This window comes from Leptospira haakeii (assembly GCF_002812045.1).
Classification (GTDB): Bacteria; Spirochaetota; Leptospiria; order Leptospirales; family Leptospiraceae; genus Leptospira_B; species Leptospira_B haakeii.
In genome coordinates this window covers 949,466-973,636 of record NZ_NPEG01000001.1, presented here as the reverse complement: position 1 = coordinate 973,636, position 24,171 = coordinate 949,466, and the positions used below count along the sequence as shown (strand labels likewise).

Here is a 24,171-nt window from a genome sequence, read left to right as displayed (position 1 = left end):
TCCCTGAAAAACGGTGCATTGTCGAGTGTTTTGAAGCCAAAAAAATGAAAATTTCCCCTTTTACCGGGCGGGGTTTAAGTAGGTTATTCTGCGTTTCGGACCATTTTGAGAACTCTGGAATTCAGGTTGGGGTCCCCATTTTCATTCGCGAGTCTTTCTAATAAATTTATGTCGGATTCCGACTCTGGATTCCAGTATTTAACAAAATAAAGGCGAGAAGTTCCTACGGATAACCAGAACCTTGCCCAATCCAAGAAGTCCTCGGACTTATCCCCCCAGCCTGAACCGCTGAGTGAATCCTTTGTAAATACGATCCTATCCGGCAAATTCCTAAAATCTAATCTACGTTTTGCCTTTCTGAAAGAAATAGAATCAGACCCACAAGACCATTCGTAATCCCTAAGACCGTTAGGAGATTTAGAAGTCACCTTCATATTCCAAATTAGTAACGCAGACTTACCTTGGAGTAATTTGGATCCATCATAATATTGTAATGGAAATGACTGCCACCCTAAATGGCCTTCCCCTTCTGGAAGATTTTTAGGGAAAAGATTCTCACAAGCGGGACCGAATACTTTTTTAGCGGAATCTGACTCGTCCCTTTTATCAAAACGAAGGAATAATTTAATTTCAGAATCAGGAAATTCCTTTCTTAGATATTCGGCTGCTTCGACTCCGGGAGAATTCAGATAAATTTGGATTTTATCCTTCTTAGAAAAGGACTCCATAGTACTTCTAAAAGCTGACTGAGCAGTATAGCTGGTAGGATTGTCAGTATTCAGTTCTCTTGCTTCCAGCTCGGAAGAATCTCCGTCTTTATGGAATAGAAATACTCTCTTATCCTTCACAAAAACCGCAATCAAAGGATGAGTTAACTTCTTAAAATTAGCATTCTTAAGAGGATCTGATTCTTCTCTAATGCGTGCAGATTCCTTGGTTCTCATTTCGGACCAAGCAGATTTCCAAGGTTCTCTTCCAGGAGGATAAAAACCTTTATATCTAGAAATTCTATTATGGGTTTTAAGGATCGCAAGATCAGGAGGAGAATCCTCTTCCTGAAGTTCAGAATTTTCCTCATAATGGATCATTAATGAAAGAAGATCATTTGTATAACCGTGTCTAGTATAAAAATCGATAGCGGAATTCTCTAAACTTTTACTTCCGAAAGAAGGAGGAAGATAGTTTTTGATCTCGAAAGTTTTATCATCCGTATGTCCGGATGCGGAAATTCTAAGAGCCTGGTCTAAGAAACTTTTTACTCCTCTTAGATTAGAAGATTCTTTATGGGAAAGAAATAAACCGTTCAAGCGGATCCATTCTTCTTTATATGAAGGATCTTCTTTTAGGATCCCACCCGCTTTAGTGAACTCTATGATGGCTTTTCTAAGATTATTCGTTTTTAACTGCAAGAATCCATGGAGTAATGTGGCGGAATATTCTACTCTTCTCCAACCCTTACTTTGGGCGAGAAAGCTCAAATCCATCGCAAGTTTGGAAGCAACTTCCGGTTCATCTTCCGAAAGTATTTGAATAATCCTTAATTTAGTAAACAGGTCATCTTCCGTCAGATTTTTAGGAGTGCTGACAGACTGCAAAGCATCCACTGCTTTGTGAGAATTTTTAGATTTCCAAACTGCAACAGACACTAAATCACGAGCGCTATTGATCGGAATAGGTTCTCCCAAAAATGGATGAAGTATTTTAGTGGACCAATGTAAAAAATCCAAATTCAAATAATATTCCAAAGCTCTTGCCGGATCTCCTTGCAGATAAGCAAGAGCTCCTAACTTCAAATATAATGAATTCTTATAAGCGGGAGCCATCTCCCCCTGTCTTTCTATAATATACTTTAAAACTTTTTCGGCGGAATTAGGATCTCCATCTACCAAGTAGTAATACGCTAATTTTTCGTAAGAATGAGAGAGCATTCTTCCGCCCAGATTTTCCGAGACGATCCCTATTTTAGAAAATTGGATCGCATCTCTTGCAAATCCTAACTCTGAAAGATAATCCGCAATATTAGGAAGGAAATTAGATAAGAAAGGAATATGTTTTAGTTCCTTCTCTTCTGGATCAGTAACTCCAGGAAAAGGAGAAAGTATTCTTTGTAGATTCGTATATTCCCTATCATGGTTCGGATCGGACAGTTTAAAATCCGCCATATAACTTCCGAGACGAAGCATCCTACAAAGTGAATAATATTGTTTTTTAGGGGAACATTTGATCTTATCTGCAGGCTTTTTATGAAGAAGAACATTACGCGTAGATTCAACTAATTCTTTCTGGTATGTGTCTCCCGCAGGCGGATTCCAAACTTTCAGGAAATTTTCCCCATTCGTCTTTTTCGAGAAGTAGATATCTTGGAAATAGAGTAGAAGAACTTCTGCGAAGCCTAGATCTTTTTCTTTTCGAATAGTATTGATCAGGTTGGAGAATTTTCCGGAATCTTTGTTTAGAAGTAAATACTCTCCGGCTAAAAGTGCAAACTCCGATTTTTGAACGGCATTCAGACCTTCTGGAAAAGAATTAAAATCGGTTTCTTTAGTAAGGACGTTTTTGCCATCCATCAAAAGATAAAAATTACCAGGTGAGCCTGTCCAACCGTAATCATTACGGCTTTGAGCGGAGAGGGAAGTACAGAAAGAGCAGAATGAAATTAATAAAAATGGAATATACTTGAAAATTAGGCTAATGACACCTACTTTACGAATATTTAAAATTGCATTTTGCAAGGGAATCGATCGCGATTTAAGAGCGGTTTATAGACCTTCTCTTTTTAAGTCCCGGCCCATTAAATCTCTAACAACCTCCTTCGGATTCTTATGCTCGTAAAGCATTTTATACACCTCGGTGGTGATGGCCATTTCGATACCTAATTTTTGCGATAATTCGAATCCACTTTTGGCAGTTTTTACCCCTTCTGCAACTTCTACCATACCACCCAGAATTGAATCCAAACTTTCTCCTTTTCCCAATCTAAAACCGACCGTCCTGTTTCTGGAAGCATCTCCACAACAAGTTAAGATCAAATCCCCCATCCCGGAAGGCCCTAAAAATGTAAGAGGATCTGCTCCCAATTTGACTCCCAGTCTGGAGATTTCGGTTAGTCCCCTGGTGATCAAAGCGGCTCTAGTATTCTGCCCAAATCCTAATCCGTCGGAAACTCCTGCAGCAATTGCGATCACATTCTTTAAGGAACCGCCAACTTCTACTCCGACCACGTCTGGAGTCCAATAGGTCCTAAAATAAGTAAAACTGAATATTTCCTGTACCTTTCTTGCAGTAGCCTCATTCTTAGATGCGATACTTACTATAGTGGGTACACGTTTGACCAACTCTTTTGCAAAACTAGGCCCAGAAAGATAAGATAATCTGCTATGAAATTTGCCTGGAAGTTCTGCTTCAAAAATTTCGGAAACCAATCTGAGACTTCCGTTCTCTATTCCTTTACTTGCAGAAACGATAGGCGCCTTTTCGGGCAGAAAAGATTTAATTTCTTTTAGAATATCAGTGATCGCGTGAGAAGGAGGAGCAGAAACGATCATGTCCTTATCGCGGACAGCGTCTTCTAAACTTGTACTTCCTTTTAAATTTTTAGGAAGATCTATACCTGGTAGATACTTTTCATTCCGATGGTTCTCGTTAATCTCTTGGATCAGTCCAGAATTCCTTCCCCAAATGGTAACATCATAACCTTTGTCCGCCAGCAACACACCTAAAGAAGACCCAAAACTTCCAGATCCGATAACGCCGATTTGCATGAGATACCCTTTCCCCGACTAACCCTAAGGAGTGATGATCCTGACCAGGAAAGCCTAAACGGCAAGAAAAAAAAGCAGGGAAAAAGGAAGGGCTTTCCATTCTTATTTTAGCGTAAAACAGAAATGAGTTTACCGACCAAATCAGAAGGATTAACTTTGTTCTTCCATGCTCGATTTGCGGAAACTTTCGGGATTCAATCTTTTAGATTTTCTCACGGGAAAAAATTCCTTCGAAGAAAAAGCCTTAAAGAGCAATTACAGGATCGCCGTTTTACTTCATTCTTTGAATAAGGTTCTGCAAAAAAAAGTGGTCGAGGGAACAGAAGATCTGGAGTCTTTAGTGATGGATTCCGGTCGGGGTGTTTTATACCTTTCCGGACATTATTCCATCCAAGGACTTGCCTGGTCCAAAATTTTAAGAACGGATCATATCAGATATAAACTCTCTTTACGACCTGTAAAGGTGGATGGAAACAGAGTTGTGTTTAGGATAGAAGCGTTTAGACTCTATGATCATAATCCAAGATCCATAGATCCGATACGGATTTTTTCCAAAGTTTTCAAATTCCATAGAAAATTAATATTAGAAGAAATAGTAGAGGAAATTCCGGAAATACTATCCCTTACGGATATAGGAAACGAGATCAGAGTAGACCTGAATTATTTTTTAGCGGAAATTCCAGAAGTAGCCGGTGCAGTTTCAGTCCAAAAGGTAATCCCCGAAAAAGGAAACGTATTCTTATTCGTACGCTCTAATACGATTTTAAAACCATTATTGGATTTTTTTGGGCCGGATTATCTAAGAATAGAACCGATTTCGGAGAACGAAGACAGCATGCTGATGCTGTGGAGGGATTAGAAAGATTGGACATTATCGCGGGTTTTTCAAGAATCAGTATAGAAAGGGTCGAACGGCTTTAAGTCGTTTAACATCAAATTAGGATAAGTCTAAATGAGGATCATTTACCTCACCGATATCCACGACGGACTCAGAGGATTGAAAGAAGTCCTTCTAGGAACCGAATGCGACTTGTACCTTTTCTCCGGCGATATTATCTACAAAGCCTTTTTTAATCCAGAACGTATCATCGAATTTGTAACACTCCAAGAAGACATGTATCGTATCATGGACGATGTCAAAGAAGAGATCAATCCTTACGATTATGCGACAAGAGCGGTACGTTTTCCGGAGAAGTACCAGCCAAACGTGGTAGAAAAATCCCACGATTACAGACGATTATTCCACCAAGCCGCAAAAACGATGAAGGAAAAATACGAACTCATCGAGATCATCATCCAAAAATACGCGAAAGCACCTGTCTGGTTATTACCAGGAAATTATGATATAGATCTTCAATACTCCGCGTTATACGAAAGAGACCTGCATAGAAAAACCTTCGATATGGGAGGATTAAAATTCGCGGGTTACGGCGGAGCTCCTGTGATCACTTCAGGGATTCCTGAAAAGTTAGCAGTAAAATTCCACGAGTATAATCGTAACGGAAAAAATTACAGCGAACCTGAAGACTTCTTCAAAGAGGAAAATCCGGATGTTGTTGTGATCCATAATCCTGCGTACGGATTTTTAGATAAGATTCCTAGTTTTGGAAATGTAGGTTCCCAAGGGATCAGAAGATATTTAGACGATTATTCTCCTGCCTTAGTTGTCTCAGGTCATGTTCACGAAGACCAAGGGATCATAAAAAAAGGAAAAACAGTGTTTTTGAATCCTTCTAATTTTGGACCGGTTGATTCAGTCTTCGGATTCCAACCTGGAGGCTTCTTCTCTGAAATAGAAATAGAAAACGATCTTGTAAAAAATGTAAAACTGAATAGACTATCGGATCACTCAATTCGCCATCTTTTAGAAGTCGATTGCTCAGGAGACAAGTTACAGCTTGTCCATGCAAGTAACGACTCTGAAGTTTCGGCGGAAGATTTTATCCGATAGTTATGACTCTTCCCAAACTAAGTTCAAACTCCAATATTATAAAGTTTTTAGGTCTGAAAAAATTTTTCAGATCTCACGAGACGGGTACATCCAGAGAGAGAATAGAAGATTTCAAAAAATTTAATAAACTTATCAACTACGGGGGAGACGAGGTGGCGTTTGATATCTTGGGCTCCTTAAATTTCGGACAGGCCACAACTGATTCTGACACGGACATAGTGATGTATACTAGATGCGAAGAAGGTAGAATGGGAGAATGTGGACTCGAAAATTGTTATAAAATTGCTCTTTTCAAACATATGTTCCTGAACCTGGTTACATTCGAACATAATTCTCAAGCTTATAAACTGGAAATCGTAGATTGTATCAATCTGAACCAATTGGAAAAAGATATAAAAGATAAGCATGCGGATTCTACATTACTCATCCGTTTTTGTTTTTACAGATCCATTTGTAGAGGAGTGAATCGTCGACTTCTTCATAAATATGAAAACATGATCTCTGAAAATCTTCCTCTTTGGGAAAAAATTTCAGAATCGCTGGAAGAATGTTTCGAAGGAATTATCAAATCTTCCCAACACACTTATTCTTTTCATAAATATGCGGGAAGATTGGCAGATAAGGGAATTAAATTGCCCGGCTCCATGGCAGAGAAAATAAAGGATTATCTAAAACAATGATCACCTTTCTTACCTTAGTTGCTTGTTTGGCAGCCGCTGCGATCTTCTTTCATGTTTTATATACGGTAGATACAAAACGTCTGGATAAAAAGGATTCTAAACGACCTAAAGACAATGACTACGGAAATCCAAAAAAGGTTTATGGCGGAAATTGGGATCCGAACGTTCCACGTCCCAGACTTTGTCCTGTATGCGGCCGCTTCTTGGATAAGAATGAATATTTGTACGCTGTTCTTTTTGAACCCGCAATTCCTGGAGCAAAACGACAAGCAAGGATTTATGGTTGCCGCTACTGTTACCTAGGATTGGATGATTCAAGTTCGGCTCCGGAGGAGATGATGCAAAATTCTCCTCAACCGAAACCAGTCCAGGATGAAGAACTCGGTCTCTGATAAAAAAAAATCTGATATTTCCCTAAGCAGCTCCATAGGAGTCGTCAAAGGTGTCGGCCCAAAAAAGCAGGAAGTTTTAGAATCCGTAGGGATTAAAACGATCCAAGATCTTTTAGGATGGTTTCCGCGTAGATATTTAGATCGTAACTTAACGGAAAACATCCTTCTCAAACAAGGAGAATCAGTTACCTTAATTTTAGAAGTAATTGATTCTTATCTTGCTCATGGAAAAAAATCCAGACTCGTAGTTTCTGCAAAAACTAAAAATAATGAACCGATCAGTTTGGTTTTTTTTAGAGGGATCCAATTTTTTCGCAGAGTTTTCCAACCCGGAATTCTAGTAGCTGTAACCGGCAAACTGGAATACTTCAGAGGATTCCAACTCATGCATCCTGATTACGAAGTTCTATCTTACGGCGGGAATTCCGACATTTCTGAAGATGATCTTCCGGAAAGTATTCATACGGGACGTATCATCCCACTTTATCCTACAACGGAAGCGATGAGAGATGAACACCTCAATTCCAGAGAGCTTCGTAAACTAATCCACTCTGCATTAAAACTTTTAGAAGGTAGAATTCAGGAAATTCTACCGGCACAAGTGATTAAGAAAAGAAATCTAATGGACCGCGCTCAGGCTTATAACGAGATCCATTTTCCCACAGAAGACGAACTATTAGGAAGAGCAAGGACCAGATTCAAATACGAAGAATTATATTATTTCAATCTTTTAATAGAATATAAACGTTCCCAAAGAGCAAAAGTTCCTAGAGTTTTATGGCCTCTTCCCGAATCTAAAACCGCAAAGGACCTGATCAAAAATCTACCTTTCGAGTTAACTCCTGATCAAAAGGAAAGCCTCGCAAAAATTTCAGAATGGACTAAGTCGGATACTCCAGCAGCGATCCTATTACAGGGAGATGTTGGTTCCGGAAAAACCTTGGTCGCACTGTTAACTGCACTTAAATACACGGACAATCAGGTTCAGGTCTGCATGGTGGCCCCAACCGAAATTTTAGCCAGACAACATTATCAAACTGTAATGAATTTTTTAGGAAACATGCCTTTCTTAAGAATAGAACTTTTAGTCGGAAAAGAACCTAAAAAAACCAGGGCAGAAAAAATATTCAGGATCAAAACAGGAGAATCACTATTTATCATAGGGACCCATAGTGTTTTCCAGGAAGATGTGATCTTTAAAGACCTGGGACTTGCAATCATAGATGAACAACATAAATTCGGAGTGGAACAAAGAGAAACATTAAGAGCCAAAGGAAAAAATCCGGACATTCTCGCAATGACGGCTACTCCAATTCCTAGAACACTTTGCCTTACTCTTTACGGTGACTTGGAATTAGTGACCTTAAAAAATCGTCCGGCCGGTAGGATCCCGATCAAAACATTATGGTTCACCGAAGGAAAAAGATCCGGAGTATATAAATCCATCCAAAAATACGTCTCCCAAGGAAGGCAATGTTATATAGTTTATCCTTTGGTAGAAGAATCCGAAAAATCGGATCTTAAATCCTGTATAGAAGCATACGAAACATTAAGAAAAGATGTTTTTCCTGAATTCAAAGTAGGGCTTCTCCATGGAAAAATGGAAACTTCCGAAAAAGATAGAGTCATGAAATTGTTCCAACAAAATGAGATCCAAATCTTAGTCAGCACAACCGTGATAGAAGTAGGAGTAGATGTTCCGAATGCCTCTGTGATGGTAATAGAACATTCGGATAGATTCGGGATCTCACAACTTCACCAGCTAAGAGGACGTGTAGGTCGGGGAAAACACGAGAGCTTTTGTATCTTAATTTCAGACTCCAAAATTACGGAAGAAGCAAGATATCGCATCCAGGCCTTGGTTGATTCCGATGACGGTTTCTTCTTATCCGAAGCCGACCTGAAACTGAGAGGCCCTGGAGAACTTTTAGGTGTAAGACAAAGTGGATTGCCAGACTTTAAGATCGCTGACTTAAGAGAAGATAGCCAATGGATCGAGATTTCCAGGGAAGATGCAAATCAATTTGGGAATTTAGGAGATTTGGAAAAATCGGAAATCATTTCCAGATTTTCGGAAGGTGCTTTGTTGTTTTCTAATTAAGAAGGAAGAGTTTCCGGCCGACTTACAATTTTCAGTCGGCCGAAAATCGATGATCTAAAGAACGGATCAGTAGATAAATGGAATGATCGTTGCTCTAGGGTTTAAGTCGCAAGTAAAACCACCTAAATCCACAGTTATCAAGTTGATGATCAACGCTTCGTTAGCACAATCGTCAACATCAGACTTGTTATAGTATTTATCTTCTTCTACTTTTGCTAATTGAGGGGCAAGAATAGAAAGAACTTCGAAACCGCCCACTGCGGATCCAATAACTGCACTTGTCAGAATGATACTTTTTGCTTCCTTTCCATCTACGGTGTCTGGATAAGACAGACCAATTGCATCAAATAAAACGCAATTAAACGTTAGGAACAGGGGCAGAAGAAGAGTGATGATTTTTTTCATCCAGGGTTCTCCCAATTTGTTTTTTACAAAAAATTTCCAATTAGAGCTTAACTTCAACCGAATTTCCAAAGTAAAGCAATACAAATTTCCGGATTTCAAGGCTCGAGTTTGTCATAAAGTCCGGGAAATTTCTGTAGTAGCATTTGTGTCTTAAACAAATCAGGACTACTAGAAAATCCCTTTTCCCCAAGTTGCCTAAGAAGAATATGGAATTATGCCGCTCCTATTCCGATGTTTAGTACTTGTTCTTATTTTTGGTATCTTCTCCTTATCTTCACAAACAACAGAAGAAACCTACCAAGGTGTCTCGGAAATTTCTTACCTAATCGGAGATTTCCCTAAGGAGAAAGCCCTCGTATCCTTTACAAATCCTGGAGACCCGAGACAATTTTTTCTAAGAAAAGAAACCAAAGCTGCATTTATAAAATTAAAAGAAGAATATAAAAAGGACCATCCCCAAGAAAGACAAGAGCCGTTTTTAATTTCGGCGCATAGGTCCTTTGCAGACCAAAAATCAATCTGGGAAGATAAATATTCTGGAAAGAAAAAGATGAGAGAACCTGTAAAAGACAAAACTCCTTCTCAAATTATTTCCTTAATTTTAGAATTTTCAAGCGCTCCCGGCACCTCTAGACATCACTGGGGAACAGACATTGATATCAATGCTCTGGAAAACTCCTATTTTGAAAAAGGTGGAAGAGGGGAAACATTCTATATTTGGATGAGGAAGAATGCGCACAGATTCGGATTCTGTCAGCCTTATTCTCCCAAATCAGAAAGAGCTGGAAAAGGTTATAATGAAGAGAAATGGCATTGGTCTTATGCCCCTCTCTCTAATAAATTCCAAAGAGCTTGGGTGGATGCTTATAAAAAGGGAAAATTAAATTTTAAAGGAAAATTCCAGGGATCCGATTTTTTAGGAGATCTCCCCCTGGAATATGTTACTTCAATCAATCCGGAATGTGCGAGAATAGATTGAGCATAAGGTGCGTGTTGGAGTTCCAACACGCGTAACCTTTGGTTATCTGTGGTTCATTACTCCACGATCGCTACTTCTGAAAAACTTAATGATCTGGAGAACTTCAGGAGGATGTCCCGAATCCTTCTCCAATTGATCCAAAGCAGTTCTATAATTCAATCCTGAATGATAGATTACTTTGTATGCATTCTTGATCGCAGCTCTTGTTTCAGGAGAGAATCCTCCTCTTTTCAAACCGACAGTATTTAAACCAATGATCGTGCAAGGATTTCCATCTGCTGTAGCAAACGGAGGAACGTCCTGTACTACTTTGGAACAACCTGCTACCATTGCATAATCACCCACAAAACAAAATTGGTGAACTGCAACTAAACCGGAAATGAATGCCTTATTACCTACCGTAACATGTCCCGCCAAAACAAGACCGTGTGTTAGAATATTATCATCTCCTAAAATACAGTCGTGACCTACGTGGACACTTCCCATCATATAGTTTCTATTTCCTATAATAGTGGGAGAATCTACCTTAGTTCCTCTGTGAATATTGGAATATTCTTTAAAAGTATTATTATCTCCGATGATAGTTTTGCTAGCAGTGTTTGGATCGAAGCCTAAATCCTGAGGATTTACTCCGATTACTGCTCCATGATGGACTTTGTTAAATTTACCAAATTTAGTTCCTGCGAAAATTCGGGCTCCGGTCTCGATCACGGTCCCTTCGCCGATTACCACATCTTTTTCTATAATTGTATACGCACCGACTTCGACGGACTCGTGTAGTTCCGCTTTCGAATCGACGATGGCTGTTGGGTGAATTTTCATTAAGTTTCGCCTCTTAAATCTTCCATAATACGAAAATCGACGTGGATTTTTTATTCAAGCTATAAATAATTGGGGTCGGTAAACGGTCCGGGGCTTCGTCGAATTTGGGAAGCCGCATACATTTACCAAACGCGGTTCGGGTAGGAGAATTCTATGCTAGTGGATTGGTCTCGTCTGGATTCCCTAAAACAAGGCGACGATGAAGATGATATTATTTGGCTGGAAGAAATGGTACGTTCTTTACGTAAGAACATGAACAGCCGTTTAGAAAATATCAAAAGTTTCACTGACGAAAAGAAAAGTGTAGAACTACAAGCAGAATTGCACCAGACAAAAGGTGTCGCAGCGAATTTTGGGCTCGCAGCAGTTCAGAAGAATGTTACGGAGGCTGAGCTGAAATTGAAGGAAGGAAACTTAGAAGCTTGTTTGGCTCTTTGTCAGGAACTTCCGAGTATTTGGGAGCAAACCAAAAAAGAATTAGCTCCCAAATTTCCGGAATAAGTTCGAACTCTCGAACTTATTTTTTTCCCTTACGTTCCAAAAAATAAGAATCTACCTTATCAGTCAGAGGTTTAATTTTTTCCTCATAAGTTAAAATAGCTTCTACCGTTTTTTCGTATAGAGACATTAAAAGCGCCTGAGCCGCATCACACATTTGCTCTTTACGGAACTCTTCTACATGCAAAGTTTCAGTAATGGATCCATCCGGATTAAACGGAAGAGAAGCCAATAAGTTGGAAACCACGATCTTATCATCACCGGCAACATGGCTTGGATCAAAGATCACAGGAAGAATTGTTTGGTTCTTAGCGTGAGTGATCACGTTTAGGTCCGGAGTGTTACGGCAATATCCTTCTTTAATGAAAAGGGTTTTCACTCCTCTTTCACAAAGAACTATATTCAAATTTCCTTGATTAGCAATATATTCTGCGGCAGAAAACCATTCGATAGCTTCGTTACCGAAACCTCTTTTTAAGATAACTGGTTTACCGGTGCGACCCACAGCTTCTAAAAGTTCAAAGTCTTGAGCGTTTCTTGTTCCGATCTGGATCATGTCCGCATGTTTAGAAACTTCTTCCGCCATGGTATGATCCATAACTTCGGTCACATAAGGAAGTCCGGTTTCTTCTTTTACTCTATCGAGTAATTTGATACCGTCCCAACCCATTCCTCTCCAATCAGTCGGACGAGTTCTAGGTTTGAATGCTCCACCCCTAAAGATGATACGATCTAAGATCCCGAATTTTTCACCGATCTCTACCGCTTGTTTCGCTATAGTAACAGTTTGTTCATAAGTTTGAGGAGAATCCGGGCCAACCAGGAAGATATGTTTTCCAGTCCCGAACTTACGAACGAGTCCATCTTTTCCATGAACTTCTACAATTCGGTTTTCACGATGGACTACTTCTCCGTTTTTACCGGCAGCAGTACGGGCGATATTTTTATAAGGCAATGATACGTTCCAAATTCTAGTCACACCAGGAAGTTCTTTTACGTAACCTTCCTTGTCGGAGATCTTACGGGTATCCCCGATAAAATGAATGGTATCGGATACAACCGCTCCGCGAATGATCTCGGTGGCGTTCCCACATTCGGATGCCAAAGCCTTTATTTTTGCTTCAGTTTCCGGATATCCCTTCTCCAGTTCGACTATGTCCACGTATCTTCCGTCCTATCTTTGTTCGATTTTACAATCGGGATTGATTCTCTCTCCAGCCTTTACTTCACACACGGAACGTCAAGAAATCCGCAGAGAAAAGAAATTAATGAGAATGTTCCGGCCCAGGAAAACTTCCATTTCTCACTTCCTGAATATAGTTTTTGACTGCGCCGGAGACATCGTCGTATCCATTCAGGAAAGTTTTTAAGAACTTAGGCTTAAAGCCCTTATTCAATCCAAGAAAATCGTAAATTACCAGGACCTGTCCGTCGGTCGCCGCACCTGCTCCTATCCCGATTGTAGGAATCGGGACAGCTTCGGAAATTTCTTTAGCAAGAGCAGAAGGGATCAGCTCAAAAACAATGGAGAAGGCTCCGGCATCGGAAATCCCTCTCGCTTCGCTTATCAATCTGGCCTTATCTTCTTCTGCTTTTCCTTGGATTTTATGTCCTCCAAAAACATTCACAGATTGAGGGGTAAGGCCTATATGTCCCATAACTGGTATGCCGATCCTTTCCAATTTATAAATAAGTTCTAAGATCTCGGGACCGCCGCCTTCGAATTTTACTGCGTCACATCCACTTTCTTTCATTACCTTTCCGGCAGAACGGATCCCCTCTTCTAAAGAAACTTGATAACTTAGAAATGGAAGGTCCACAACTACGAATGTGTTCGGGGCACCCCTTCTGACTGCCTTCGCATGATAGATCATCTCATCCAAGGTCACAGGCAAGGTGGTAGGTTGGCCTTGGTAGACTACTCCCAGAGTGTCCCCAACAAGAATACAATCCACACCGGAATCTTCTAAAATCCGAGCGAACATGAAATCATAGCAGGTCAATACCGTGATTTTTTTCTCTACGGGTTTTGGTCCTCTCGGAAATAATTTACTAACATCTCTCATGTCATCCCTCCGAAGGATTCCCAAAAGCTTGGATCAGGGAACCTTCTCCGAGTTCATTTAAAAGTTCTAATATAAAAGGACGTGTGAACAGACTATGATGGGGAAGATGTAGACCCTTCTCATGGATTTTCATATCGTCTATGGATAGAATATCTATGTCGATCACGCGAGGGCCTTTGTCTCTTGTGCGAACTCTTCCCATTTCATTTTCAATACCAAGTAAAAAATCCAAAAGTTCTCTAGGAGAAAGATGAGTAGATATCTGCAAAAGCTGATTTAAAAAGTCAGGTTGGTCCGTAACTTCAAGAGCTTCTGTATTTAAAGCAGTTCCTTTTTTTAGGATCCGTATTTCAGGATGAACACCAATCTTTTGGATCGCATCAGAGAGATACAATTCACGATCTCCTAAATTCGTTCCCAAACATAGAAATGCGATATGATTATTTTTATCCATCAATGAGTTCCGAAAGCGCTATGACTTAGACGATAATCAGGACAATCTAAATGGATTTGTTTTGCCATCTCCATTAGTCTAGAAAAGATCCTACCCTCAGCTTTGTCTTTCCAATCAGCGGGAGAAATATTAGAAGTGAGAATTGTTACTTTTTCTTCTTCATACCTTGTATCTATTAGATCATATAACTGAGAGTTAGCCCAATCGGATTCTTTGTTCGCTCCGAAATCATCCAGAACTAAAACTTCGACATCCGCAAATTGTTTTTTGATAGTTTGCTCCATTCCATGAAGTTCACTTTCTTTTTGATAACTGTCTCGAATGGTGGAAAGAAAGTCACGATTGATCTTTGCGTATTTACATTCCAAACCGTAACGAAGGATGAGTTCGTTTAAGATAGCACAGGCAAGTAACGTTTTTCCTGACCCGGTCCCTCCCCAAAGATACAAACCTTGCTGTATTCTTTCTCTTTCCTTCCATTTTACTACGATATCATTCGCCCAATCATGAGCTGCTAAGAAAGAAAGTTCGGTGGTGTCCATTCGATCCAAAGTTCTATACTTGTATCTCGCAGGGATCCCCGCCTTCTTCACCAAATATTCTACCCGGCCAAGTTCCACTCTAGCGTTATGACAGACACAAGGTAACATTCTATTTTGGCTTTCATCATAGACCATATAGGGAGCCTTACCGCCACAGGGGCAAGACTCTCCCACGCAGGAACAAAGTAATAGAACTCCAGAGCTAGAATTCTTTACATTCTCTTCCAGAAGGAATCCGACTCCCGCACAGAATTTACAACTGGGAGAACCTTCTCGGATCGGGGTTAAATTCTTTAAATTCATGGTCTAGATCCAGACTGGAAAAAAGGAAAGTAATAGAAAGAAAGAAATCTAAGAACCAATCATTTCCTAGGAATTCCTAAAAATCTGCTGACAAGTTCTGCTTTAAGCGAGATCCTGGAGGAGTCTCTGAACGGATTCGGAGAACAAAATTAGCGAAAAATGATAAAATTTTGCTAATGGATATAGTAAAAAGCTTCTCGTTTATGTCCCTTGTATAGGAAAAGTGGGAAATTTTTTCTAATCCAGGTTTATATCTAAAGGTCCTTGACCGATAGATAAACAAAAGAAAAGGACTTTGCTGTCTTTTTTCTAAATCCTATCTTTGAAAGAGAAGGCACAGGTGTGAGCACTATGAAGGTGATGAAGACTATATTCGTTCTTCTGGCCGTGGTCGGACTCAACCTCTCCTTGTTCGCACAGAACCAAGGGGGGCAGGATACGACAGATGCCAAGGCGGCAGCTGATAAGATCGACGAACTGCTGAAAGGTGAGCTCGTTCCGGAAGACGACGACAAGAATCTAACGGAAGAAGCTAAGAAACGCAAAAAAGAAATCCAGGAGCAGGAAGCGATCTGGAAGAACCCTGACTTCAAAGGTTACGACAAGAACTTCCAAGAACTCCATCAGCTTTCTAAGGCTTTCGCGAACAACAAGTTCCGCCTGGCCCTAACTAGCTATCAATCCGGAGTGAATACCGTCCTCAAGATGAGGGAAGCTGTTGAGCAGTACCGTAAAGAGGAAGCGGAGAAGAAACGTCTAGACGAGAAATGGTACTGGCAAAAGGTCGACCGTAAAGCTCGCGAGGATCGTGTCGTTTCCCGCCAAAAGTTGGAAGCAAAACAACAAGCATTGAATTATTTCACCAAGGCAATCAACCATTTGGATGAGATCAAGAACCCGGATTTACGTGAACGTGCCGAGTTCAAGAGACTTCTTTCCGATGTATACAGATCTTGGATTGTTACTGAATACGATCTACAAAACTTACCTCAGTGTATTCCTATATTGGAACTTTACATCGAGGTTAATGAAAATGAGAAAGAATACCCAGCTCACAAGTATCTTGCAAGCTGCTACGCTTTCGAAGAAAACATGATCAAGAAATACGGTGGAGCAAGCGAAGACCAGATGTTCAAATTCCGTCACAAGAAAAACATCCACCTTCTCCGCGCTACCGAGCTGAAATATGGAAAGGATTCCCCGGAATACAAACACATCGTTGCTTTGATCAACAAAGACGAAGTGATTTCGGTTCGCCCATAATCCTCTCTTTTCATTTCAATGTAGGAAAAAACCCTGGTGGACAACCGGGGTTTTTTTATTTCTAAAAGAATTTTAAGAGATTATTGAAAGATCAGTTTTGCTAAGCCTAAATAAATAGGAAGCACAGAAGCGATGATAACCGCAACCATCCATCTTGTTTGAGAAGCGATTGATCGATGAACCTCTGCGATCTCTTTATACACTTCTTTGAATTGTTCCTGGATGCCGGCAAAACCTGCATGCATTTCTGCTCTTAGTTCTGCAATGGCGACCCATAGTTTCCCAGTTTCTTCCTTCAATTCTAAACGCAGTTTTCCAGTCTCTTCCATCAGTCTTCTTTCAAATCTTTCCGAAACGAATTCTTCCATAAACTTTCTTCCTCCTGAATTGGCTTGATTTAAAAGACTAACAAGAGCCTCTGCACCTTCTTCGCCTAAAGTGTTCCTAAGTGCTTTGGGAACTAATAGAATTGGATCTGTCATACTCTATTCATCCTATGAATGATTTTCAAGCGTGTTGCTTTGAAAGAACAGGTCTGAGAGAGGAAAAGTGGTTCACACTTTTTGTAAGAATTGATGGATCTGTAATAGAATATTGATTCCAAAAGAAAGATTGGAATACAAACAGAATGAAAATTCCTTACTGATTCCGGAATTTATTAGTATTTCCCCGTATAGAATTCTAAGATCGGACGATCCTTTCCTCAAAAACCTGTATTCTATATTTCCAATAGAACACCGGAGGAATCCGGAAAATGTTTAGAGGAGAGAAGAAGAATGGTAGCTCAGACATTAGAAAGACCGAGCCTCAACCAGAACTCCCAAGCGAAAAAGGTATATGATGTAGTCATCATAGGAACTGGATTCGCTGGGTTATGTATGGGGATCCGTTTGAAACAAGCGGGAATAGAATCGTTTGTTATTTTAGAAAAAGGAAATGGGATCGGAGGAACCTGGAGAGATAATACTTATCCGGGAGCTGCTTGCGACGTTCAGTCCCATTTATATTCCTTCTCTTTTGCACCTAAATCGGATTGGTCCAGACTTTTCGGACCTCAAGAAGAAATACTAAATTATATGAATCAATGTACGGACCGTTTCGGGATCCGTTCTTTTATTCGTACAAACTCAGAGGTGAGTGGAGCCTCGTTCGATGAAAAAACAGGTTTATGGGAAATCAACACTGTAGGTGGGAAATCCTACAAAACCAAATCTGTGGTGAGCGGCACAGGCGGCTTAAGCAGACCTGTTCTTCCGAATATCAAAGGAATTGATACTTTTAAAGGAGCTAAATTCCACTCTGCCAAATGGGATCATAGTTATAACCTGCAAGGGAAGAAGGTAGCAGTAATCGGAACAGGGGCAAGTGCAATTCAGATCGTCCCTACGATCGCTCCTATCGTAGGAACATTAAAACTTTTTCAAAGAACTCCTGCTTGGATCATACCAAAACCAGATAGTAATATCTCAGGTTCTGTAAAAGGGATCTTTAAATTCATTCCTCCATTAAGATGGTTATTTAGAAAAGCAATCTATTGGTTAAACGAAATCGGAGTATTAGCTTTCGCAATCAATCCCAAGCTAATGAAAATTTTTGAGAAGTTTGCTAGAAGTTTTATCAACAAAAGTATCCATAACGAAGAACTCAGAAAGAAACTGACACCAAATTATACGATCGGATGTAAACGTATCCTTCTTTCCAACGATTATTATCCAGCACTCAATAGAGAGAATGTTGAACTTGTTACTGACGGCATCGAAGAGATTACTTCTTCCGGGGTTAAAACAAAGGACGGAGTAGAACATAAGGTAGATGCGATCATTTTTGCTACAGGTTTCCAAGCCGCAGAAGCAGTTTCCCCTTTTGAGATCAAAGGAAGAGAAGGAAAACTTTTAGCGAACGTTTGGGAAGACGGTGCAGAAGCATATTTGGGAACCACAGTCTCCGGTTTCCCGAATCTGTTTATGATCGTAGGTCCAAACACAGGGTTAGGCCACAGTTCTATGATCCTAATGATAGAATCCCAAGTACAATATGCTCTTCAGGGAATTCGTTACCTGCTTAATAAAAATATAAAATTTCTAGATGTTCGCAAAGATGTTCAGGATCGTTATAACAAAGAGATCCAAAGACGCCTAGGTAAATCTGTTTGGTTGACCGGAGGATGTGTAAGCTGGTATAACACTAGTTCAGGTAGAAATACCACTCTTTGGCCAGGGTTCACTTTTGAATTTAAAGCCAGGACATTCTTCCTTCGTCCAAAGGATTACGAATTTGTTCGTGCAGACGGAAAGGCAAAAAAACCTGGGATCGGTTCCAGGGTTTCTATGATTTTAGATGCAACCTTTGGTTAAGCAAATCGATTAGACTAAAGAGTCCAGTAAACTAAGATTTCCCGATTACCATCTCTCCCGGTAATCGGGGAATCTTCCAATCCTATCCTTGTTCCTTTAATTTCATTTTTCAAAAATTGCAAAAAAGAACGGATCGTTTTCCAACGTATCCAAGGATCTCTCAAAACTCCTCTGTCCAAATTCCTAGATTCCGTTTCGAATTGGGGTTTGAATAGACTGACTATATTCCATCGAATGTTTGGATTTTTACTTTTGAGTTCTGAAAGAACAGGAAGAACAATACGAAGAGAAATAAAACTTAAATCCATGACGAGGAAGATCTCATCCGGAAACTCTTCTTTCGTTTTCTCGGCCCATAAAGAAGACAATAATTTCCAACTAGTGTCCCTGATATGGAATCTATCTCTGACGGTAACTTTTGGATTCATCGCTACCTTAGAAGCCATTTGTCCGTAGCCGACATCAAAAGCGAAAACTAATCCCGCTCCTTCTTCCAAAAGGACTTGGGTGAATCCTCCAGTAGAAGCTCCCCAATCTATACAAAGTTTTTCTTTAACTGAAATATTCCATTTTTCGAATGCAGCCTTGAGTTTATATGCTCCCCTACTTACATATTTCGGGATGATCTCTCTTATCCGGATCTCTACGGATTCGTCAAATAATGTGCCAACCTTATCGGACATTCGATCGTTCACGAGAACTGATCCGGATAAGATAAGACTTCTTGCCTTGGAAATATCCTCGGCAAAACCCTTTTTCAAGAGTAAGTCATCTAGCCTAATTTTTTCTTTTGCCAATGTTAGAAGGTAATGATTGAAAGAATTCTGGAAATTCTGACACTTCTGCTTTGGAAGAAGTGTCCAGATCCGTTCCCAATTCTTCCAACTCGGAAACTAGATCGGAAACCATCTGCTTACAAGTTTCCATTCCATACAAAGAAGGATAAGTAATCTTTCCGGATTTTCCATCTTTGCCTGGAGTTTTTCCGAGATCTTCTTTAGTTCCTTCGATATCCAGAATATCATCCGTGATCTGGAATAATAAACCAAGCTTGGCACCATACTCCGAGATAGTTTTTTCTCTTTCTCGGTAATCTTCTCTCAAACGATTTCCCATCAGAAAGGAAGCCTGGATCAATGCTCCGGTTTTCAATTTATGAGTTTTAGAAAGTAATTCTTCTTTTGTTCCAGTTAAAGAAGAAGGATTTCTCTCAAGCAATAAATCATACATTTGCCCGGAGACCATCCCTGCAGCCCCAGCACCTTTTGCTAAAACTCGAACCAAATCCTTATGCAAGTTTTTATCGGAAGATTCGATTTGGGTCAGCCAATCGAATGCATATGCCTGCAAAGCATCTCCCGCAAGTATAGCTGTTGCTTCTGAAAATTGTTTATGAAGAGAAGGTTTACCTCTTCTGAAATCATCATCGTCCATACTAGGAAGATCATCATGGATCAAACTATATGTATGAACAAATTCTAATGCAGCACCAATCGAGAGAGAATTATTGTCTATTCTGCCAAAAGATGCAAATGTTAGAATAGGCCTTAATCTTTTTCCACCAGCTCTCAGGCTATATTCCATAGCATCCGCAAGTTCAGGAGCAGATTCTTTTTTAAAGAATGGATATACTTCGTTTTCTAAATAATCTTCGAAACGATCCTTGGAGCGTTTTAATAATTGAGAAATTACGTTTGTTTCCGTTCTATTTGTCATTTTCCCGATTCGACAGTAATCACCACTTTGCCGGTAGTATTCCCAGTTTGAAAATGCCGGACTGCTTCCGGAAGATCCACAAAAGGATATACGGAACCGATATGAGGTGGTTCCAAATTTAATTTTAAAAGTGCTTTAAGGTGAACAGTCAGTTCATCGATCTTCTCATACAACCAGATCAGATTAAATCCCATCACTGCTTTGTTCTCAGAAACAATTTCTAATGTATCCACTTTAGGCCTAGTTAAATATCTCCAAGCTAAAGTTAGCCAATTGACCTTATCTCCTTGGCTCATAAAAGAAGCTGAACCATAAACAACCATCCGACCCATAGGCGAAAGGGCATCATAGCTTGCTTTGAAAATTTTACCGCCGATACATTCTAAAACTAAATGTAATTCTCTTCCGCCAAGTGCAGTTTTTAATTCTTCCGGAAAACGAGAAGATCGAATGATCCAGGCATCATAACCTTCTTTTTCTAAAAGAGAAATTTTAGAATGATTTCCTACAGAACCTAAGGTCCAAGCTCCGAATTTTTTAGCGATACGATTAGCATAGATCCCTACTCCACCGGCAGCACTGTGTATCAAAACATTTTGGCCTTTTCTTAGATCTCCTAAAGGAAGAAGAGCATAATAAGCAGTAAGTCCTTGGACTAAAAATCCTGCTCCTTGCTCAAAACTCCATCTTGACGGAAGTGGAAAAATATATCTAGAGTCTATGTTTATATAATCCGCATATGCTCCGAATCGGGTCACTCCCATGACCTTATCGTTCTTTTTGAAATTTTTGACTTTCTTGCCAACAGCAACCACCTTGCCGGAATATTCCAAACCTGGAATAAAAGAACCCTTAGGTGTCGCGCTATACAATCCTTGGATTGCGAAAATATCGGCAAAATTTAGACCGATTGCACGGATCTCTACTGTGACTTCATTGTCACCAGGAGGAGGAAGTTCCTCTTCTCTTCTTTCCAGAGAATCTAAAGAACCCTTGGTATCAACTCGATAAACGGAGCGAATCATGAGGGCATTCTGTTCCCTTAATTCCTATCCTAAAAGGAAAAAACAGATCGAAACGGAGGAAAAATTTCCTCCGTTTCTTGGATAGTTACTTAGAAGGGAAAATTTCTTTTAGGAAGTTTTTCAACTCCAACCAGGAACGTTTATCCGCTTTTTCATTATAAGCGGCCCCTTTAGAGTTATCATTTCCTGCTTCCTTAATTGTAAATGAATGAACTGCGCCACCATAAGAAACAAGCTGCCAATCCACTCCTGCACTTCTCATTTCTTCCTGGAAAGCTGCCACTTCATCCGGTTTTACGAAAGGATCGTCCGCTCCATGAAGAGCTAAAACTTTACCTTTAATATTTTTGGCGTCGTCTGCCTTGGGAGTAGATAATCCTCCATGAAAGCTAATGGTTCCTTTTAAAGGAGCTCCACTTCTTGCTAATTCCAAAGCAGCAGTCCCACCAAAACAATATCCTAGGATCGCGACGCTTTTCTGGTCCACACCTGATTGGGATTTTAATGCGTCTAACGCAGCCAGCCCTCTGGCCCTTAATAATTTACGGTCCCCTTCTCTAAAAGAAGCAGCCAATTTTGAAGCCTCTTCCATGGATTTAGGACGTACACCTTTACCATAAATGTCTGCTGCAAAAGCAACATATCCCAACTCTGCGAGTTGTTCCGCTCTTGCTTTTGTATTTTCTCCCAAACCCATCCAATCATGGACAAGTACGATCCCCGGAGCCTTTTTAGCTCCTTCTGGATAAGCAACAAAACCTTCTAAGACAGTGTCACCTTGTTTGTATTCTACGAATTCGGATTTAACTTTTGCAGATAAAACATTCGTCGCCAAAAGAAACGTTATACTGAACCAAATGATCTTTTTCATTCTTATATCCTCGGGTATTTCCCGTATAAAAAATAAATTTGATATTAGACTGGTTCGAAATTTAAAGCGAAAAACTTAGGATCAAAAATAAACTACCCGCAAATCCAAACCGCCATGGGTGATATGCACAGTTTGTAATTTGGAACTAATACCTTTCAAAAAGGCAGACCAGGTTTCTTCATCAGGACAAAGAATAAATCCGGAAACTTCGCAAGGAAGCTCCCACCAAACTTTTAAAGTTTCTGCGATACGTCTGTATAAACCTAAATCGGAACCTTTTTGGATCCGTAAACCGTACGGTGGATTGAGAGGCATCCAAATCTTTCCAGGTTTGCCTGCAGATTCCCAAACTTCCTTAGGAGATAAAGAGAAGAAGTCTCCTTCTTTACTAATAAACCGGTTTTCCGGATTCAAAGGAAGTTGTTTTATAAATTTCTGATATTCTTCTTTTCTTTCGTTTAGATAAGAGAAAACTTCTGGTTCGGAGTCGTTATACCAAAATGTGAATTTTTTATTTTCCTCTTCCGGTCCGATCTTACGTTTTAAAAATTCCCAGCTCGGAGCCGGAAATTCCTTCATTTCCTGGAACATATAATTCCGATCCAAATGAGGAAATCCAAGTTTAAAAAGTAAAAAAGCAGATTCCCAAACAAATGTTCCTGAACCTGCAAATGGTACGAATACTGCCTCAGGTTCCGGCATATTCTTCTTTAATAAATGTAAAAGAAAAGCGGCTGTATCTTCCCTGACAGGAGCAGATTTAGATAGAGGTTTAAAATTTCCCCTTTGGAAAATAGGAGCACCCGCCAAACTCAAAGAAAGAATTATACTATCTCCAAGAGCAAGTGCGTTCAATTCAGTATTTTTAGAATCAGATTCTCCAGAAGAAGAATATGATTCTTCCCAAAAGGAATACAATTCCTCTCTGGAAATTTCTTTTCTTCCTCTTACTTGTGGATGAAAGTTTATCCCCCAGCCTTCCGGTAAAATTTCATTCTGCTTTAAGGATTCTATCAAACCGGAGAAGTTAAACTTTTCGTCCAAAGGAAACTTGCCTAGATTCAAACGAAAATCTCTGATCCAAGGAATTCTCACTAAAACTTCTAATGCCTGGCGAAAATTCGTTTTTTCTAATACAAACTTCTCCGGAAAAACCTTAAATTCAGGAGTATGATTTCTAGGAAGGAATGGATCGGAAACAATTTGGGAAAGTAGAATTTCCGTTTCTCTGGCAGAACCTGGTGGAACTAAAAATTCCCACCTAAGAGGTTTGCCAGATTTAAACTTGGAAATTTTCCAATCCATAGAGGTATTCTTTTAGAATCGATTCTCCAGGAAAGGAAAAAGTCCCGGAACCTTCTCACTTAGAACTTAAAGCGGAAATTCCTGCTCTTGCAACTTGCCCGTCCTGAGTGGATTGGGCTCCTGAAACCCCGATCGCTCCTATTATTTTTCCATCCAGAAGGATCAACTCTCCACCTTCTAATGGAAAAACTCCTGGAACCGCCAAAAGCCTAAGACCAATTCCTCCTTTTTCAACCGCTTCTTCCAATGCTCGACTCGGCCTTTTGAAATTATTTGCAGTCGAAGCTTTACCCTTAGCGATATCGATGGAGCCTATTTGAGTATTATCCATTCTTTGGAATAATACCAAATTTCCCCCGGTATCAACGACTGCGATTGCCATATTCCATTGGTTTTTCTTTGCCTCAGCTTCCGCGGCAGCAATTACCTTTTTTGCCTGCTCTAAATTAATATTAGGTCCATAACTTAAAGGTTGAGCCTGAGAAGGCAAAACGATCCCAAAGAATAAAAAGCAAAATGCCAAAAACCTGGGGAATAGATTTACAAATATTGAATGTTTTCTTTTCAAAAGAATTCTCCTTAAACGCAAAAACATACACTCTTTGATCTCTCAAAAAGGGATATTGGGATTAGATTTTGGATTTTAGTCTTGGGCCGATCCGGTGAATGCAAGACTGAAGCGA

At 39.9% G+C, this 24,171-nt stretch carries 24 protein-coding genes; 9 read left to right on the top strand and 15 right to left on the bottom strand.

Annotation, left to right across the window (positions count from 1 at the left end):
• Positions 1–83: 83 nt before the first annotated feature.
• Positions 84–2,732, bottom strand: a complete 2,649-nt coding sequence (locus CH377_RS04675) for a tetratricopeptide repeat protein (protein WP_100722617.1) — start codon at positions 2,730–2,732, stop codon at positions 84–86.
• A gap of 27 nt (positions 2,733–2,759) precedes the next feature.
• The gene (locus CH377_RS04670; protein ID WP_100722616.1) at positions 2,760–3,761 is read right to left on the bottom strand and encodes an NAD(P)H-dependent glycerol-3-phosphate dehydrogenase; all 1,002 of its coding nucleotides are present in this window, start codon (positions 3,759–3,761) and stop codon (positions 2,760–2,762) included.
• A gap of 166 nt (positions 3,762–3,927) precedes the next feature.
• On the opposite strand from CH377_RS04670, the gene CH377_RS04665 reads away from it, so the two are divergent.
• From CH377_RS04665 to recG, 5 genes are all read left to right on the top strand, one after another.
• Positions 3,928–4,620, top strand: coding sequence for a hypothetical protein (locus CH377_RS04665; RefSeq protein ID WP_100722615.1), 693 nt, complete (start codon positions 3,928–3,930; stop codon positions 4,618–4,620).
• Positions 4,621–4,713: 93 nt separating this feature from the next.
• A complete protein-coding gene (locus tag CH377_RS04660) occupies positions 4,714–5,712 on the top strand; it encodes a metallophosphoesterase family protein (protein WP_100722614.1) in 999 nt (332 codons plus the stop codon).
• A 2-nt stretch (positions 5,713–5,714) separates the two neighbouring features.
• Positions 5,715–6,392 carry a hypothetical protein gene (locus CH377_RS04655; protein ID WP_100722613.1) on the top strand — a complete coding sequence of 226 codons (678 nt, stop codon included), beginning with the start codon at positions 5,715–5,717 and terminating at the stop codon, positions 6,390–6,392.
• Positions 6,389–6,784 (top strand): hypothetical protein, encoded by a 396-nt coding sequence (locus CH377_RS04650; protein ID WP_100722612.1) that lies wholly within the window; start codon positions 6,389–6,391, stop codon positions 6,782–6,784. Before CH377_RS04655 ends, CH377_RS04650 begins: the two co-directional genes overlap by 4 nt.
• A complete protein-coding gene (gene recG / locus CH377_RS04645) occupies positions 6,765–8,885 on the top strand; it encodes an ATP-dependent DNA helicase RecG (RefSeq protein ID WP_100722611.1) in 2,121 nt (706 codons plus the stop codon). The genes CH377_RS04650 and recG overlap by 20 nt, the downstream gene beginning before the upstream one ends.
• Positions 8,886–8,951: 66 nt before the next feature.
• Here recG and CH377_RS04640 read toward each other — a convergent pair whose 3' ends face one another.
• The gene (locus CH377_RS04640; RefSeq protein WP_100722821.1) at positions 8,952–9,290 is read right to left on the bottom strand and encodes a TIGR04452 family lipoprotein; all 339 of its coding nucleotides are present in this window, start codon (positions 9,288–9,290) and stop codon (positions 8,952–8,954) included.
• 214 nt (positions 9,291–9,504) lie between these two features.
• On the opposite strand from CH377_RS04640, the gene CH377_RS04635 reads away from it, so the two are divergent.
• Complete coding sequence (locus tag CH377_RS04635; RefSeq protein ID WP_100722610.1) at positions 9,505–10,269, top strand: M15 family metallopeptidase; 765 nt, start codon at positions 9,505–9,507, stop codon at positions 10,267–10,269.
• A 42-nt stretch (positions 10,270–10,311) separates the two neighbouring features.
• On the opposite strand, the gene lpxA is transcribed toward CH377_RS04635, so the two are convergent.
• Complete coding sequence (lpxA, locus tag CH377_RS04630; protein ID WP_100722609.1) at positions 10,312–11,091, bottom strand: acyl-ACP--UDP-N-acetylglucosamine O-acyltransferase; 780 nt, start codon at positions 11,089–11,091, stop codon at positions 10,312–10,314.
• Between the two features lie 153 nt (positions 11,092–11,244).
• Here lpxA and CH377_RS04625 point away from each other — a divergent pair, with 153 nt between their 5' ends.
• Positions 11,245–11,592: an Hpt domain-containing protein gene (locus CH377_RS04625; protein ID WP_100722608.1), complete on the top strand. Its 348-nt coding sequence runs from the start codon at positions 11,245–11,247 to the stop codon at positions 11,590–11,592.
• A 16-nt stretch (positions 11,593–11,608) separates the two neighbouring features.
• Here CH377_RS04625 and CH377_RS04620 read toward each other — a convergent pair whose 3' ends face one another.
• The 4 genes from CH377_RS04620 to zapE form a co-directional block, all read right to left on the bottom strand.
• Positions 11,609–12,751, bottom strand: coding sequence for an N-acetylneuraminate synthase family protein (locus tag CH377_RS04620; RefSeq protein ID WP_100722607.1), 1,143 nt, complete (start codon positions 12,749–12,751; stop codon positions 11,609–11,611).
• Between the two features lie 103 nt (positions 12,752–12,854).
• Positions 12,855–13,655: a 3-methyl-2-oxobutanoate hydroxymethyltransferase gene (panB, locus tag CH377_RS04615; protein WP_100722606.1), complete on the bottom strand. Its 801-nt coding sequence runs from the start codon at positions 13,653–13,655 to the stop codon at positions 12,855–12,857.
• A 1-nt stretch (position 13,656) separates the two neighbouring features.
• Positions 13,657–14,109 carry a 2-amino-4-hydroxy-6-hydroxymethyldihydropteridine diphosphokinase gene (folK, locus tag CH377_RS04610; RefSeq protein WP_100722605.1) on the bottom strand — a complete coding sequence of 151 codons (453 nt, stop codon included), beginning with the start codon at positions 14,107–14,109 and terminating at the stop codon, positions 13,657–13,659.
• Positions 14,109–14,954 (bottom strand): AFG1/ZapE family ATPase, encoded by an 846-nt coding sequence (gene zapE, locus CH377_RS04605; protein ID WP_100722604.1) that lies wholly within the window; start codon positions 14,952–14,954, stop codon positions 14,109–14,111. The genes folK and zapE overlap by 1 nt, the downstream gene beginning before the upstream one ends.
• 351 nt (positions 14,955–15,305) lie before the next feature.
• On the opposite strand from zapE, the gene fcpA reads away from it, so the two are divergent.
• Entirely contained in the window at positions 15,306–16,217 is a 912-nt protein-coding gene (gene fcpA / locus CH377_RS04600; protein WP_008589523.1) for a flagellar coiling protein FcpA, read from the top strand.
• 80 nt (positions 16,218–16,297) lie between these two features.
• Here fcpA and CH377_RS04595 read toward each other — a convergent pair whose 3' ends face one another.
• On the bottom strand, positions 16,298–16,699 hold the full coding sequence (locus CH377_RS04595; protein WP_100722603.1) for an LA_3696 family protein: 402 nt from the start codon (positions 16,697–16,699) through the stop codon (positions 16,298–16,300).
• 294 nt (positions 16,700–16,993) lie between these two features.
• Between CH377_RS04595 and CH377_RS04590 the strand changes: the two genes are divergently transcribed.
• Complete coding sequence (locus tag CH377_RS04590; protein WP_100722602.1) at positions 16,994–18,571, top strand: flavin-containing monooxygenase; 1,578 nt, start codon at positions 16,994–16,996, stop codon at positions 18,569–18,571.
• Positions 18,572–18,585: 14 nt separating this feature from the next.
• On the opposite strand, the gene CH377_RS04585 is transcribed toward CH377_RS04590, so the two are convergent.
• From CH377_RS04585 to CH377_RS04560, 6 genes are all read right to left on the bottom strand, one after another.
• On the bottom strand, positions 18,586–19,368 hold the full coding sequence (locus tag CH377_RS04585) for a TlyA family RNA methyltransferase (RefSeq protein WP_100722601.1): 783 nt from the start codon (positions 19,366–19,368) through the stop codon (positions 18,586–18,588).
• Positions 19,349–20,287 (bottom strand): polyprenyl synthetase family protein, encoded by a 939-nt coding sequence (locus CH377_RS04580; protein WP_100722600.1) that lies wholly within the window; start codon positions 20,285–20,287, stop codon positions 19,349–19,351. Before CH377_RS04580 ends, CH377_RS04585 begins: the two co-directional genes overlap by 20 nt.
• Entirely contained in the window at positions 20,284–21,312 is a 1,029-nt protein-coding gene (locus tag CH377_RS04575) for a zinc-binding dehydrogenase (protein ID WP_100722599.1), read from the bottom strand. The genes CH377_RS04580 and CH377_RS04575 overlap by 4 nt, the downstream gene beginning before the upstream one ends.
• 85 nt (positions 21,313–21,397) lie before the next feature.
• Entirely contained in the window at positions 21,398–22,183 is a 786-nt protein-coding gene (locus tag CH377_RS04570; RefSeq protein WP_100722598.1) for a dienelactone hydrolase family protein, read from the bottom strand.
• A gap of 81 nt (positions 22,184–22,264) precedes the next feature.
• A complete protein-coding gene (locus CH377_RS04565) occupies positions 22,265–23,488 on the bottom strand; it encodes a hypothetical protein (protein WP_100722597.1) in 1,224 nt (407 codons plus the stop codon).
• A gap of 55 nt (positions 23,489–23,543) precedes the next feature.
• Positions 23,544–24,056 (bottom strand): GlcG/HbpS family heme-binding protein, encoded by a 513-nt coding sequence (locus CH377_RS04560; protein ID WP_100722596.1) that lies wholly within the window; start codon positions 24,054–24,056, stop codon positions 23,544–23,546.
• Between the last annotated feature and the right edge of the window lie 115 nt (positions 24,057–24,171).

Coding starts and splice junctions, on each gene's coding strand:
- CH377_RS04670 (WP_100722616.1), bottom strand. CDS start 3,761: ATGCAAATCGGCGTTATCGGATCTGGAAGTTTTGGGTCTTCTTTAGGT.
- CH377_RS04665 (WP_100722615.1), top strand. CDS start 3,928: ATGCTCGATTTGCGGAAACTTTCGGGATTCAATCTTTTAGATTTTCTC.
- CH377_RS04660 (WP_100722614.1), top strand. CDS start 4,714: ATGAGGATCATTTACCTCACCGATATCCACGACGGACTCAGAGGATTG.
- CH377_RS04655 (WP_100722613.1), top strand. CDS start 5,715: ATGACTCTTCCCAAACTAAGTTCAAACTCCAATATTATAAAGTTTTTA.
- CH377_RS04650 (WP_100722612.1), top strand. CDS start 6,389: ATGATCACCTTTCTTACCTTAGTTGCTTGTTTGGCAGCCGCTGCGATC.
- recG (WP_100722611.1), top strand. CDS start 6,765: ATGAAGAACTCGGTCTCTGATAAAAAAAAATCTGATATTTCCCTAAGC.
- CH377_RS04640 (WP_100722821.1), bottom strand. CDS start 9,290: ATGAAAAAAATCATCACTCTTCTTCTGCCCCTGTTCCTAACGTTTAAT.
- CH377_RS04635 (WP_100722610.1), top strand. CDS start 9,505: ATGCCGCTCCTATTCCGATGTTTAGTACTTGTTCTTATTTTTGGTATC.
- lpxA (WP_100722609.1), bottom strand. CDS start 11,091: ATGAAAATTCACCCAACAGCCATCGTCGATTCGAAAGCGGAACTACAC.
- CH377_RS04625 (WP_100722608.1), top strand. CDS start 11,245: ATGCTAGTGGATTGGTCTCGTCTGGATTCCCTAAAACAAGGCGACGAT.
- panB (WP_100722606.1), bottom strand. CDS start 13,655: ATGAGAGATGTTAGTAAATTATTTCCGAGAGGACCAAAACCCGTAGAG.
- folK (WP_100722605.1), bottom strand. CDS start 14,109: ATGGATAAAAATAATCATATCGCATTTCTATGTTTGGGAACGAATTTA.
- zapE (WP_100722604.1), bottom strand. CDS start 14,954: ATGAATTTAAAGAATTTAACCCCGATCCGAGAAGGTTCTCCCAGTTGT.
- fcpA (WP_008589523.1), top strand. CDS start 15,306: ATGAAGGTGATGAAGACTATATTCGTTCTTCTGGCCGTGGTCGGACTC.
- CH377_RS04595 (WP_100722603.1), bottom strand. CDS start 16,699: ATGACAGATCCAATTCTATTAGTTCCCAAAGCACTTAGGAACACTTTA.
- CH377_RS04590 (WP_100722602.1), top strand. CDS start 16,994: ATGGTAGCTCAGACATTAGAAAGACCGAGCCTCAACCAGAACTCCCAA.
- CH377_RS04580 (WP_100722600.1), bottom strand. CDS start 20,287: ATGACAAATAGAACGGAAACAAACGTAATTTCTCAATTATTAAAACGC.
- CH377_RS04575 (WP_100722599.1), bottom strand. CDS start 21,312: ATGATTCGCTCCGTTTATCGAGTTGATACCAAGGGTTCTTTAGATTCT.
- CH377_RS04570 (WP_100722598.1), bottom strand. CDS start 22,183: ATGAAAAAGATCATTTGGTTCAGTATAACGTTTCTTTTGGCGACGAAT.
- CH377_RS04565 (WP_100722597.1), bottom strand. CDS start 23,488: ATGGATTGGAAAATTTCCAAGTTTAAATCTGGCAAACCTCTTAGGTGG.